This window comes from Streptomyces sp. NPDC056734, from assembly GCF_042790455.1.
In the GTDB taxonomy this organism is placed as follows: Bacteria; Actinomycetota; Actinomycetes; order Streptomycetales; family Streptomycetaceae; genus Streptomyces.
Map to the genome: position 1 here is coordinate 498114 of NZ_JBHTZD010000001.1, position 11549 is coordinate 509662.

At 69.5% G+C, this 11549-nt stretch carries 12 protein-coding genes and 1 pseudogene; 3 read left to right on the forward strand and 10 right to left on the reverse strand.

The window, feature by feature from the left end; genetic code table 11:
* Positions 1–121 precede the first annotated feature (121 nt).
* The 7 genes and pseudogenes from ACFRFC_RS01975 to tap all read right to left on the reverse strand — a co-directional run.
* Positions 122–301: pseudogene (locus ACFRFC_RS01975) on the reverse strand (helicase associated domain-containing protein); the annotation flags it as partial.
* Positions 298–1503 carry a helicase associated domain-containing protein gene (locus ACFRFC_RS01980; protein ID WP_382680110.1) on the reverse strand — a complete coding sequence of 402 codons (1206 nt, stop codon included), beginning with the start codon at positions 1501–1503 and terminating at the stop codon, positions 298–300. The gene ACFRFC_RS01980 and the pseudogene ACFRFC_RS01975, both read right to left, overlap by 4 nt.
* A 213-nt stretch (positions 1504–1716) precedes the next feature.
* Complete coding sequence (locus ACFRFC_RS01985) at positions 1717–2583, reverse strand: helicase associated domain-containing protein (protein ID WP_382680112.1); 867 nt, start codon at positions 2581–2583, stop codon at positions 1717–1719.
* Between the two features lie 579 nt (positions 2584–3162).
* Positions 3163–3291, reverse strand: a complete 129-nt coding sequence (locus ACFRFC_RS01990; protein WP_382680114.1) for a hypothetical protein — start codon at positions 3289–3291, stop codon at positions 3163–3165.
* 346 nt (positions 3292–3637) lie between these two features.
* A complete protein-coding gene (locus ACFRFC_RS01995; protein WP_382680116.1) occupies positions 3638–3877 on the reverse strand; it encodes a hypothetical protein in 240 nt (79 codons plus the stop codon).
* A 267-nt stretch (positions 3878–4144) separates the two neighbouring features.
* Positions 4145–4702 carry a telomere-protecting terminal protein Tpg gene (gene tpg / locus ACFRFC_RS02000; RefSeq protein WP_382680118.1) on the reverse strand — a complete coding sequence of 186 codons (558 nt, stop codon included), beginning with the start codon at positions 4700–4702 and terminating at the stop codon, positions 4145–4147.
* Positions 4703–4791: 89 nt separating this feature from the next.
* Complete coding sequence (gene tap, locus ACFRFC_RS02005; protein WP_382680119.1) at positions 4792–6873, reverse strand: telomere-associated protein Tap; 2082 nt, start codon at positions 6871–6873, stop codon at positions 4792–4794.
* Positions 6874–7390: 517 nt separating this feature from the next.
* Between tap and ACFRFC_RS02010 the strand changes: the two genes are divergently transcribed.
* Together ACFRFC_RS02010 and ACFRFC_RS02015 are read left to right on the forward strand one after the other, a co-directional pair.
* Positions 7391–7555 carry a hypothetical protein gene (locus ACFRFC_RS02010; RefSeq protein ID WP_382680121.1) on the forward strand — a complete coding sequence of 55 codons (165 nt, stop codon included), beginning with the start codon at positions 7391–7393 and terminating at the stop codon, positions 7553–7555.
* Between the two features lie 718 nt (positions 7556–8273).
* Entirely contained in the window at positions 8274–9146 is an 873-nt protein-coding gene (locus tag ACFRFC_RS02015) for a hypothetical protein (RefSeq protein ID WP_382680123.1), read from the forward strand.
* Between the two features lie 169 nt (positions 9147–9315).
* Here ACFRFC_RS02015 and ACFRFC_RS02020 read toward each other — a convergent pair whose 3' ends face one another.
* Positions 9316–9852, reverse strand: coding sequence for a hypothetical protein (locus tag ACFRFC_RS02020; RefSeq protein ID WP_382680125.1), 537 nt, complete (start codon positions 9850–9852; stop codon positions 9316–9318).
* Between the two features lie 42 nt (positions 9853–9894).
* Here ACFRFC_RS02020 and ACFRFC_RS02025 point away from each other — a divergent pair, with 42 nt between their 5' ends.
* Positions 9895–10077, forward strand: coding sequence for a hypothetical protein (locus ACFRFC_RS02025; protein ID WP_382680127.1), 183 nt, complete (start codon positions 9895–9897; stop codon positions 10075–10077).
* 351 nt (positions 10078–10428) lie between these two features.
* On the opposite strand, the gene ACFRFC_RS02030 is transcribed toward ACFRFC_RS02025, so the two are convergent.
* Both ACFRFC_RS02030 and ACFRFC_RS02035 read right to left on the reverse strand, forming a co-directional pair.
* The gene (locus ACFRFC_RS02030) at positions 10429–10785 is read right to left on the reverse strand and encodes a helicase associated domain-containing protein (RefSeq protein WP_382680129.1); all 357 of its coding nucleotides are present in this window, start codon (positions 10783–10785) and stop codon (positions 10429–10431) included.
* Positions 10786–10941: 156 nt separating this feature from the next.
* Complete coding sequence (locus ACFRFC_RS02035; protein WP_382680131.1) at positions 10942–11364, reverse strand: helicase associated domain-containing protein; 423 nt, start codon at positions 11362–11364, stop codon at positions 10942–10944.
* Between the last annotated feature and the right edge of the window lie 185 nt (positions 11365–11549).

An 11549-nucleotide genomic window follows, 5' to 3' on the forward strand; every position in this document is an offset into this window, starting at 1 on the left:
GCAACTTGGCTTGTTGGTAGGTGCGTTGCCAGATGCTGGGCCAGGGTGGGTTCCACCAGGGGTCGAGGGCCTCAAGGACTTGGGTGGTGGTGGGGGAGAGGCGGCCTTGGCGGGCTGCGCGGCGTTTTTGTACGAGCCAGTCGCCCAGGGCGAAACCGTCGTGGCGGGTGTCTTTGCTGCAGGAGAGGTGACCGTTCAGGGCGGCGTAGGCGCGGGCGTGGGCGAGACCTGGGCTTAGGGGGTAGACGCGGCTGGTCCGGCGGCGGGCGGCGGCTTCGGGGGTGATGTCCAGGTCGGTCAAGAGTTGTTGCTGTTGGGGGCGTAGGTGGGGCCAGGCGGCGTGTTGTGCTCTGATCCAGGTGCGTACGTCGGCCGGGACACCGTGGGGGCGGGTTTGTGTGGTGCGGGCGCGCTGCCAGGCCAAATCCCAGGGCGGGTCCACCACGGGTCGATCGCGGTCAGTGCCTGGTGGCGGGCGCTGGGGGTGGTCTCGCGTCGGGCCTGTTGGCGTTGGTCGTTGAGCCAGCGGCCGAGGGGGAAGCCGTCGTGGACGGTGGAGTAGGCCATGGCCAGGGTGTGGTGGGTGTCGGCGTAGGCGCGGGCGGTCTCGGCGTAGGGGGTGAGGGGCCGGGTGCGGGTGCTGTCGCGGGTGAGGCCGATGTCGGCCAGGAGGCGCTGCTGGTCGGGGTGGAGGTCGTCGTAGTGGTTGCGTTGTGCGCGTGGCCAGGTGCGTTGGGCGGGGCGAAGCGCGGAAGTGGTGGTCGGCGTCGAGCCGGTGGCCGGCCTTGATCTGGTCGTGGATGTGCTGCCAGGCACGCTGCCACGCCAGGCTCCAGGGCGGGCACCATCAGGGATCGACCGCGACAGGGCCTTCGTCGGGGCGGATGGAGGTGTGCCGCGGTGGGCGTGGTCGCGGGCGTGCTGGCGTTGCCGGCGCAGCCACCGCCCGGGCTGGAAGCCGTCGTGGACGGTGTCGACTGCGGCGGCGAGGGTGCCGTGGACGGCGTGGTAGGAGCGTGCGTAGCCCAGGGCGGTGGCGAAGTCGGCCTCGCTTTCGGCGGGCCGGGCGGCGGCACTTCGGGCCTGGTCCGCAGTGATTCCGATGCGGGCGAGCAGGCCGTGTTGATCGGGCAGGAGCGTGTCGTACTGGGCGCACTGGGTGGTCAGCCACGTGGCGAGCGCGCTGCTGGTGCCGGGGAATCCGGCGGCGGGATCCAGGACGTGGCCGTCTTGGACGTGGGTGCGTGCCTGGTGCCAGGAGCGCTGCCATTCCAGCGTCCAGGGCGGGCTCCACCAGGGGTCGATCGCTGACAGGGCCGGCGCGGGGGGCGAGGGGGTGCCGTGACGTATCTGGTGGGCGCGGTCCTTGCTTCGCTGGTTGGACAGCCACTGCCCCAGCTTCAGCCCGTCCTCGACGGTGTCGGTGGTCGCGTTCACCAGCGTGCCGTGGGTGTCGGCGTAGGAGCGGGCGCAGGCGAGGACGTGCTGGAAGTGGGTGGCCATGTGCTTGCGGCGGGGCCGGGCCGCCCGGGCGCTCTCGCGGGTGAGGCCGATGTCGGCCAGGAGACGCTGCTGGCCGGGGTGCAGGCTGTCGTAGCCGGTGCACTGGTTGTACAGCCATTCGCCCAGACCGAAGCCGGTGGTGGGGAAGCCGTGTTCGGGCCGCAGGGGCCCGCGGGCGCGGGTGTGGTCGCGGGCCTGGTAGTAGAAGCGCTGCTACATCACCGTCCACGGCGGCCGCCACCACGGATCCAGTGCCTTGAGTTCCGCGACGTGTTCGGGTGGCATCGCGGGATATTTCCGGTGGTTCGACAGCCACCGGCCCAGGGCAAAGCAGTTGAACCGGCTGTGGATCGGTGCGGCGAGGTGGCCGTGGACGGCGGCGTAGGCACGGGCGTGTGCCAGCCCCGTCGTGAACGCCTGATCCGACCTGTGCCGGAGCCCCAGGTGCAGTTGTCTACCGTCCGCGGCCTTCTCCGGCTGCTGTGCGGCGTCGCGGTAGGCGGTGAGTTCGCGGGCGATGGGCCGGGGCCGGTGCGCCATGTGCAGTGTCCACAGCCGGTCGTCGACGGCTGGGTCTGCGTCGGCCCGTATGCGGTGCTGCACCCACACCAGCAAAGGGGCGGCCGAGGTCGAGGCGGTCCGCTCGGCAAGCCAGGGCCGGTTCGTGGCCCGCGCCAACTGGGCGACCAGGGCAGGGGCGTGGGCAAGCGTGTGGGGCAGATGTCCGCCGGTGTCGGCGAGCAGCCGCTGCCTGGTGCGTTCGTCGGTGGGGACCGAGGTGAGGGCGACGGTCTCCGGGTAGGTGACCGCGTCCCTGGCCAGCAGCCGCCACCAGCCGGGATCGGCGCCCGGCGGCGCGAGCCGCAGTGCCTGGCGCGGCCACTGCTCCTTCTCCGGCCACTGCTGCGCCCACCAGGAGACGACCACGGCGTGCGCGACCTCGAACGCGCGGGCGGCGTCCGGCCGATGGCGCAGCAGATCCAGATGCCGCCGGTGCGCCGCGACCATCTCCGGCAGCCCTGTCAGGTCGATCTGCTCGGTGTCGGCCGGTGCGCCGTCGATCCAGTGGGTGCCGAGCATCCAGCGCCGGTGGCGCGGGCAGATGCGGGTGTGCGGCTGCAGGTACAGCCGGGCGGGCTTGGCCCGTCCGGTGCGTGAGGCTGTGCACAGCCGGCAGTCTTCCCCCGCGGACGGCACCACGATTCCGAAGCGGAACCGCCCGGCCGCGCCTGCCCCGTCCGGGCGCGAGGGGCTCCTGGGTGGCCCAGGCGGGCAAGGCCCGTCCCAGGACGTCTTCGGGTACGCGGCAGAACGCGGAGACGCGGGCGCGGGCTTCGGCGTTGAGGTACACCTCGCCGTCCGTCCGGTAGCCCTTGAACAGGCCCCCGCTGACCTGGAGGAGTGCCGGTATGAGGTCTCTGACGCCGAGCGGCAGCGGTCGGGCAGCCGGTCCAGGTACGACAGGTTCGTCTCGCCCTGCAGCGGCGCGAGCCGCACCGGCCCCGGACGTGCCGCCGCCGTACGCGGCGGCTGTGTCTGTGGTGGAGGAGAGTTGTGCATGAGGGGGCAGAGGTCGTTCCTGGAGTGTTCGGATGTGCTGGCATCCGGCCAGTGGTCGGCCGGGGGAGCGGGACGGACGGTTGATGCAGACGCCGACAGTCAGGGCTGGCGTTGTGAGGGCATCCGGCGGCGGTGCGGTGCCCGGGCGCGTTGTTCGGCGGCGGTGTCGAGTTCGATCTGTTCGAGGAGCTTCTTGGTGATTTTCTCGGTGCAGTCCAGCAGGGACACGAGGGCGGCTTCGCGGATGAGGTGGGAGAGGCTCCATGCGGCCGCCGGTGCGGGCGTGGAGGTATGCGGCGTGCGTGAGTAGGGTGCCGGGCCGGCGCAGTCGCAGGGCGCTGTCCATGCCGGGCACGAGGTCGTGCCAGATCTTTTTGTCGGCCGGGCTGCCGTGGCGCAGGGGCTGGTTGCGCACGATTTGAAGCGGCCGGCGAGCTGGGAGCCGCGCACGCCGGTCAGCAGTGGCGAGGATTCGACGTCGATGCCGGAGTAGACGAAGGTGGCCGGGATCCGCTCGCCGAGGTACTTTAGCTGGTCGGTGGGTTTCTGTCGTGGCGTTCATCCAGTCGGTCGGCTACGGAGCTGCCTTTCGGAAGCGAGACAGCAGGGTCCGGGCAGGCAGGGCGTCCGGGTCGAAGAACTGCGTGGCCAGAGCGGGCGGCACCGCCGGTCCCTGCATGCGGACCTCGTGGCAGGTGAAGCAGAACGCCGCCTCGAACAGCGCCAGATCGAGAGAGTCCTCGTAGGCCCGGACACTCCAGCCCGGCGAGAAGCCGCAGCGGTGCTGTTCACTGCCGGGCAGGCTCTCGATCAAGGCCAGGGCGGTGGCGGCCTCGCTCCCGGCCCAGTGGGCAACCGGGTGCCGGGGTACGGGACGTCCCGCCTGGTGGGGAGGGCGGAGATCCGTACGACCTCGATCAGCACCGTGGCGGTAACGGCTTCGGCGGGGAGCTGCATTAACGCAGTCTGCCTGCCAGGTCGGCGGCTGGGTAAGGGGCACAGATGCCTTCGGCGGGCCTTGGTGACACCCATCGTGCGTTGGCTCAGTCGGGCTGCCGATGGCCCGGATGCCGGTGTGAGGTTAGTAGTCGAGGTCGAGGTAGTCGATGTCGTTGAGGGCGACGTCGGAGAGTCCCGTGGCGCGGGTTCCGCCGTCCTGGAAGTAGATCTCTTTGAGTCCTTCGGCGATGATCTGGCGCATTTGCTGGTCGCTGGCGCCTGTGGTGCGGGCGTCGAAGAGGCGCTGGGCGTATTGCGGGGGGAGGTGGACGGTGAGCCGTCGGAAGCGTCCGTCGTCGGTCGTACCGACGGGTGCGGTGTACCCGAACCGGGCCCGGGTCTCCACCGTGATCCCGCCCGTGGTGGCGGCTTGTTGCTGCCGGCGTTTGCGGACCTGGGGCTGCCACCGCTGCCGTACGGCGGCGTCGATCCGTTCGGTGATGGCTTTCGGCGGGTGCTTGCGTTCGCCTGTGCGGTAGCGCTCCACCGACCGCTGGCTGACGCCGATCTCCTCAGCGACAGCCCGGGTCGTCTTGAGCTGCTTGATCAGGTAGCCGATCTGCCCTTTGAGGGTCTTGGGCGGCTGGCGGGTGAACGCTTCCCGGTCGGCCCGCTCGATGGCGTCCTCGATCTCTGCCACGGCTCAGCCCTTCTCGACGGTGGGGTCCTGGCCGCCCGTGTCGGCCAGCGGGAAGCTCTTGTGCGTCGGGCCGGTGTCGGGCACTGGCCTTACTCGCCTTCGTCGAGGACGGCGTCGCCGCCCTTGATATGCCGGGCGGGGTTGTAGCCCTGCTCCATCAGGTCGACCGCCCACAGCATGGACTGGACGCCCTCCAGCTTCGCCAGGCCCGGCGTGGGCCCGAGGCGGAACCCGCCCGGCTGCGGCTTGCCGGATGCCGCGTACGGCAGGAAGTCCAGCGGGCTCTCCCCTGGCGAGGGGTAGACGACGCAGTCGGAGAGTACGGCCAGCGGGTACAGGTCTGTCATCGCCGCCATGTTGCGCAGCTTGCGGTGCATGTTGATGCGGGCCTTGGAGATGACGGCGGCGCGGATGTCGGGGCGCCAGGTCGGCCGCTGAAGGGCCGGCCACCGCTCGCCCTCCTTGTACTTCTTGCCCTGCGGGCGCTCGCGCAGCTTGCCGATACCGCCCTTGACGGTGGCTTTGATGGCGGCGAGGACGGCCGCCATCGCCGGGTCGGCGTCCTTGTGCCGCTCCATCGCGGTGAGGAAGGCGCGGTCGTCCAGGTCCTTGGTGACGCCGAGGTCGGCGAGGGTGTCGACGTAGGCCGTCTTGAGGCGGTCGTGCCACGGGTCCAGGTAGGCGCCGGTCTCGCGGCGCAGGTACGCCTCGATCGGGGCGACGTTGTGGCCGAGCTCCTGGGCGTAGGCGACGGTGTGCGTCTGGTACCAGGCCGGTCCCGTCGGACGCTCGCCGGTCGGGGTGAACGGCGAGGGCAGACGCGGGTCCACCTCGATGTGGGAGAGGTCGACCAGCCAGGAGCCGGGGATCTTCGGGTTGAACGTCGGGGCGTGGAAGTGGTCCGGGGCGGACAGGCCGACGACCAGGCGGGCCGCGGCTGCGAGGAACGCGGTGTTGAGGTCCAGGCCGACCGCGTACGGCAGCGTGCACTCCTCATCCGTCAGCAGGCTGACGTCGCGCACCCACTGGTACGCCTCCTCGTTCAGGAACCCGCCACTCCAGCCGCTGTCGACGACGACGGGGTGTTCAGCGGTGGCCTCCGGCGGCGCAGGGTCCATCGGCTCCGTCCCGAGCGAGCCGGGATTGTGGCCGGGCACCCAGTTCCCCGTCTGCGGGTCCTGCACCGCGCGGGTGGGCGGCCGCAGCGCCGTCATCAGCTCCAGCCCGGACACGGCCGTCGACCCGCGCGGCGTGATGACCCGCTGGGCGTACATCCCCAGGACGCGGGCGACGTCGGCCGGCTCCATTTCCGTCACGCCGGGCCAGGACCGCTCATCGAGGGCGTCCCACGACAGGACCGCGAGCTGCACGCACTGCCGCTCGCGCCCCTGGACCTTGCGGTAGATCCTTGCCCACGGCCCGAACCCGCGCTGGGTGAGCCGCCATTTCGCCTTCACCACCTGCTTGACCACCGGGTGATCCTCCGCAAGGCGCAGGGAGCGGCGCTGCTCATGGCCCTCCAGGCGCTCGGGTAGTCCGAGCTTGACGGCGGCCGCGGCGGTGAGCACGATCAGCGGGTCGCTGTCCTTGCCGTTGTGGTGCAGCCGCGCCGCACCGAGCCCGGATTCCCTGAGCGTCCACTCCACCAGCTCCACCACGCTTGTCGCCGGGCAGTCGAGCACGATGCCGCCCGTGCCGTACGCGGAGCCGTCACCGTCCAGCACCGCGAGCGGGCCGTGCGGGAACCGCGGATCGGCTGCCGGCCTCGCAGCCTTCTTAGGGGCCGGACGCCGCGATGCCGCGGCCGGCCGGGTGGCGGGGCGCGCCGGTCCCGCACCGGGAACGTCGACAGGCTGCGGGGCGCCTGCCGTCTCCACCTTGGACGCGGCCGGCACCGTCGCGGCAGCCGAGACGGCACCGAGGGCCGGATACTTCGCCGCCCACCCGTTCAGCAGCCGCTGGTAGGCATCAAGACGCGGCGACTTCGGCTCGCTTCGGCCGTTCTCCCAGTTCTTCACTGACTGGGTCGTTGTCTTCAACGCGGTGGCGAGGCGGGCCTGGGTGATGCCGGCAGCCTCACGCAGCCGGGCCCGCTCCGCCGGAGGCGGCAGGTGCGGCTCCTCATTCAACAGAGCGTCGACGGACGCGAACAGCTCTTCCTCAGATGGCATGCCCCGCACCCTTTACTCGAGACCCAACCAAAACTTATCCACCAACTTACCCCCCTCCTTACCCTCCCGTGCCCACGCCAGCCCGATGTCGGCGAGTTGCTGGAGTTTGTCGGTGGTGAGCTTGGCGCGCCTTGGCTTCGTGATCGACAGGAACCGAGCTTGACGCCTCTACGTGCCCCCTATGCACTGTCGGGGTGCCCTCCCTGGGTCTTGTACTGCGCCGGGCCGGGCGGCCTGTCGGTGCAAAGACGCTGTGCGGTGACCTTGTACCGACACCCTGCGCAGAGCCCGCGCCAGCGCATCGGGACGCGGTGCGGGCCGGAGCGTGCGCTACTTGTCGAGCAGGGCGAGCGGCGCGAGGACCACGGCGACGGCGCCCAGGAGCCTGCACCGAGCGAGACGGCCAGTTCCTGGTTGTCGTACGTGATTGCGGTGATGGCCGTACCGAGAACGACCAGGTGGCCGGTGGCCCGCCGAGGAGTTCCTCGACCAGCTGTTCAGTGCCAAGATCGCCGAGTTGAACGAGGAGCTGCTGAGCGCCAAGGAGGAACGCGATCAGGCGCGCCAAGAGCGCGACAACCTCGTGACCAGCATGCAGGCGGCTGCACGCGCTGCGACCGGCGAGCGCCAGGCCCTGGTCGAACAGCAGCCAACTCCACCAGAGCGAGACTCTGCTGCGTGAGGCATTGGAGCGACAGCGCGTCGCCGATGACCACATGCTCGGCATGGCGCTGCACCTGCGGGACCAGGAGTTGAGCCTGCGCGAGATCGCGGCCCGGCTGGTCATCACCAAGGGAGCTCGAAAGGGCCAGCACCCCTCCCCGGCGACCGTCATGTGGATGCTGCGCGAGCACGACGAACAGACGGCCCACGGGGCCCGTGGGGGCGCTGGAGGCCGCCGAGAGCACCGCAGAGCGCCGGTCAGCGAGGACGGCGTAATGCTGCTGATGCCCTCGGCGTCACCGGATACGTGTGAGGGCCCGGAGCATCGCTCCGGGCCCTCACACGGTGAGACCACAGGGGAGGGGGACGAGGAGGCACAACCTCGTCTGTTCCCCTCCGCCATCCGCCAGCCGAAACCTATATCGGGGACGACGAACCGTCGGACTACGTTGAACCGTGGTGACACTGAGTCAGCCGCAGTCAGGAGAACGGGAGTAGGTACACCACCCGGCCCGCCCTCAACATCAGCTGCTCTAGTTCTAAGGTAGACGGACCGGCCGGAGAAGCGCCAGTGTCTTATCGCCTGACAACCCGGCAGACCCCCACCCTTGCACCCCATGTGACACGGTCTAACCCAGTGAGGAGGGTACCTTTGTGCCGGATAACCCCTACCTTAGAAGCCGGAACTACGTAACTATCGATTACTAATATCTACTGACTCTACGAGGGGTGCCCCGGTGCAAGCGGAAAATCCAACGACCCAGACGAAGCGCTCCCCGTCGAACGGAGCACTGCAGGCGGCGGAGAACGCCGCCCGCTACGGACGGAACAAGGCCCAGCTGCGCTACAGCTTCGTCCAGCGCAGTCACCCCGACGATCCGCCCCCTCCGCTGGCTCGCATGCTGCGGGGCGGCCGGGGCGGCCAGGTGCGGCTGAAGCTGTTCCTGAGCTACCTCTGGATGCAGAGGGAAGACACGGCCCAGGGCCTTACCTTTGCGAACCGGGCCTGGGCGACCTTGCTTGACCTTCGCGATCCGGCGACGGCCGGCGCCCGGCGGATTGGTGACGCACAAGCATGGCTGGAGGAGAACCAGTTCATCGAGATCGTCTCCCAGATGGGGCGCCCCAATCAGGTCCTGGTCCTGGATGAGAGCGGCACCGGTCAGGCCTACGTGGCCCCCGGGGCCGCAGCCCGCAAAGAGGCTAAGACTGTTTTCGGGGCGATCGTCCACCGCTACGTCCAGATCCCACGGGCCTTTTGGACTAGCGGGTACCTCACCGTGCTGTCCGGTGCTGGCGTCGCGATGTTCCTCGCGTTGCTGTGTGAACGCGGGCCAGCCTCGAGCGACGAGGCCTTGTGGTTCAGTCCCAAGGACGCAGAACGCCGCTTCGGGCTCAGCGAGGACACCCGCAGCAAGGGCCTCCGGGAGCTCGCGGAGGTCGGACTCGTGCGTACGAAGCGACGCCCCATCAACCCCACCGACTTCGAGGTCGTCCACGTGCGCAATGTCCACTACCTCGATCTAGATCGCCTCAACGAGACGGCCGGCATCAAGGCCGCGCCGCGGCGTGTGGTGCGTGTGCCGAAGAAGCGCACGGCAGCTGACTGAAGCCAGTCTCCTGTACAGGCACACGCGCATGTGAACCTGCGCAAGTTGCGCAATCAGGCGGCGATCCATCCGGATTGGTTCTGCTGTCTGCATCGCGCGCTTGCGCGCGAAGGAGCGGTCCAAAAAGTCCAGAAAACCCGTTCTACTTCCTGCTCCGCTGTGTGGTCTGCTACGTCTGCTGGAAGGCGCGGCGTCCCGTGGCCTCCCGGTCGTACAACTGCGGGAACTTCCCGGCGATCGTGGCGCGCAGGGCCTTCTCGGTGCGGGCGTCGGCGGCTTGGGCACGGTGGCTGGCGGCGTATCCCCGGTACTCGCCCGCCTTCCGGGTGGTGCGGCCGACGTCGTCACGGTCCCGCTTATCCATGTTGTGGCCGCGCCGGTCGGCGACGGAGCGCATCTCCACGAGCCGCTCGGCGGCCTTATCCACGTGGTCGGGCACCGGCGCCCCCGCCACACCAAAGCTCTCCGCGAACCGGCTCTCCTTCACCACGTCCCACGTCTCCCGCAGGGACTGCCGGGCGTCCCGCTTCGCGTCAGCCTCCAGTAAGGCCGCCGACGACGACGGCGGATGGCTCGCCCTCGCCGCCGCCGAGGCGGTCGCCCGGAAGCACGGCCGCCCGGCGACCGAGCTGCACCAGCTAGTGGCCGCGCCGCGCACCGCGCTGACCGCCGAGGGCCTGGAGGTCGTGGACCCTCCGGTCCGCATGGGCATCGGCGTCGCACCGCTGCCCGGCGGCCCCACCTGGGGATGAACGGCGGCCTGGCCGTCGTGCTCTACACGGACAGCGCGTGGGAGCTGATGCTCAACTCCACCCGCACGACGTCCCACACGATCCACGCCCCTGTGACGGAGGCCGGCGCCGCTGAGGTCGCCCAGCTCGTGCACGGCGTGCTGAGCGGCGACGTGACCGACCCGTTCCGCCGCCGCTGATCCGATGGTGATTAGGCCGTGGGGAAGGAGTCGACGTCTCGTGCCGGGCTGAGACGGAGGAATCCAGCGGCTGCGCTTGTCACCCCACGCCTGAGGTACTGGAGGTGCGTGCAGAGGGGGCTGAGGGCCGCACAGGCCTGGATGTTCCCGGCGATGGCCTCGGCTGGAGAGGTGGAAGACCTCCCCCTGCCACAGTTCGGACGCGTAGCTAGTCATCCGGCTGGATCAGCATTCCCGCATGCTGAAATGTTGGCTGTCCGGGCGGCACGTCTGCCTGGCTCTCGACCTCCGGTCCGGTCCGGATCCTGACTGCTTGACGGGAGCAGAACGGCTAGCGCCGAGGGTGCCGTGCTACGCCCAGTCGAGTCCGAGGTTGGCCAATTGCGCGAGCTTGTCGGGGGTGAGTTTGGCGCGGCGGGTTTTCTGGTTCATGATCCAGACTCCGAGCTTGACTTCGGTTCCGTCCGGCAGCGTCTCTATGTGCCCCCGTGGGACGGTCACGTGCCCCTCGCGGGTCTTGTACTGCGTCAGGGCCGCGACGCCCCGCTCGAAGGCGCTCAGGGGCGTCGTGGACGGCTTCGCGGGCGCCTCCTGCTCGGGGGCGAGCGGCGTGATGCCGAGCCGCTCGAGTCGTTCGCGCTGTCCGTCCGTCAGGGTCTCCCAGACGTTCGGCGTCCGCTGTCGGGCGAGCCATTTCCCGATGTCCATGGAGTGGCCGGTGAGGCATGGTCACGGAGCGGGGCGCGCACAGCGTCCAGTGCTGCTCGTAGTAGGCCTTGGCGGCGTCCAGGTTCTCCTGGAAGCGTTCATCCGCCAGGGACCAGACCATGCCGAGCTGTTCGAGCCGCCTCGCGCGTTGCCCGTTCATCTGCCGGCTGCGTAGGCGCGTCGTTGTTCCGCGATCCATTGTCCAAGTGGTGTCGCGCCCTCGCGGTGTCCGTAGGGCACTCGGGCGTTCCCGACCCGTTCGACGTACGTCTTCAGCTTCGCCCAGCCGCGGGCCCAGTTCTGGCGTTCGGTGTCGATCACGTTGAAGGAGACCCAGTCCGCGACCATCACCGGATCCCTGGGGGCGGCGAAACGGAGCAGCAGCCGTGATTCTTCCTCACCTTCTTCTGGCGCGACACCGATATTCACGGACGGCTGCGCCACATCCTTCTGCGGCTCCTGCGGAATCGCCAGCAATTCCACGGCCTCTTCATCGTGGGCCCGCAGACCCTTTATCTCAGGGAGGGCTGTTCGGTAGGCACGTTTGTTGTGGGGGAGCCTGCAGTCGTAGAGGGTCATGGGTTGGCTGTTTTGTGACGGTCTGCGTGTTTGTCGGTGGGTGGGAGTAGGGTCGCGTGGCGCGGTTCTCGAAAGGGTGAGAACCGATGGGATGTCCTGGGGGGAGTGGGGCTGGGTGGGGCTGGCGGGTGGGGCTGCGGATAAGGCGGGTAACCGGTACGAGGACTGGTGGACCGCGCTGAGGG

Excerpts from the sequence above, each read along its gene's own strand:
- ACFRFC_RS02025 (WP_382680127.1), top strand. The coding sequence starts at position 9,895 with ATGAACGGCGGCCTGGCCGTCGTGCTCTACACGGACAGCGCGTGGGAG.
- ACFRFC_RS01980 (WP_382680110.1), bottom strand. The coding sequence starts at position 1,503 with ATGGCCACCCACTTCCAGCACGTCCTCGCCTGCGCCCGCTCCTACGCC.
- ACFRFC_RS02035 (WP_382680131.1), bottom strand. The coding sequence starts at position 11,364 with ATGACCCTCTACGACTGCAGGCTCCCCCACAACAAACGTGCCTACCGA.
- ACFRFC_RS01985 (WP_382680112.1), bottom strand. The coding sequence starts at position 2,583 with ATGCTCGGCACCCACTGGATCGACGGCGCACCGGCCGACACCGAGCAG.
- ACFRFC_RS02020 (WP_382680125.1), bottom strand. The coding sequence starts at position 9,852 with ATGCGGACCGGAGGGTCCACGACCTCCAGGCCCTCGGCGGTCAGCGCG.
- tap (WP_382680119.1), bottom strand. The coding sequence starts at position 6,873 with ATGCCATCTGAGGAAGAGCTGTTCGCGTCCGTCGACGCTCTGTTGAAT.
- ACFRFC_RS02030 (WP_382680129.1), bottom strand. The coding sequence starts at position 10,785 with ATGGACATCGGGAAATGGCTCGCCCGACAGCGGACGCCGAACGTCTGG.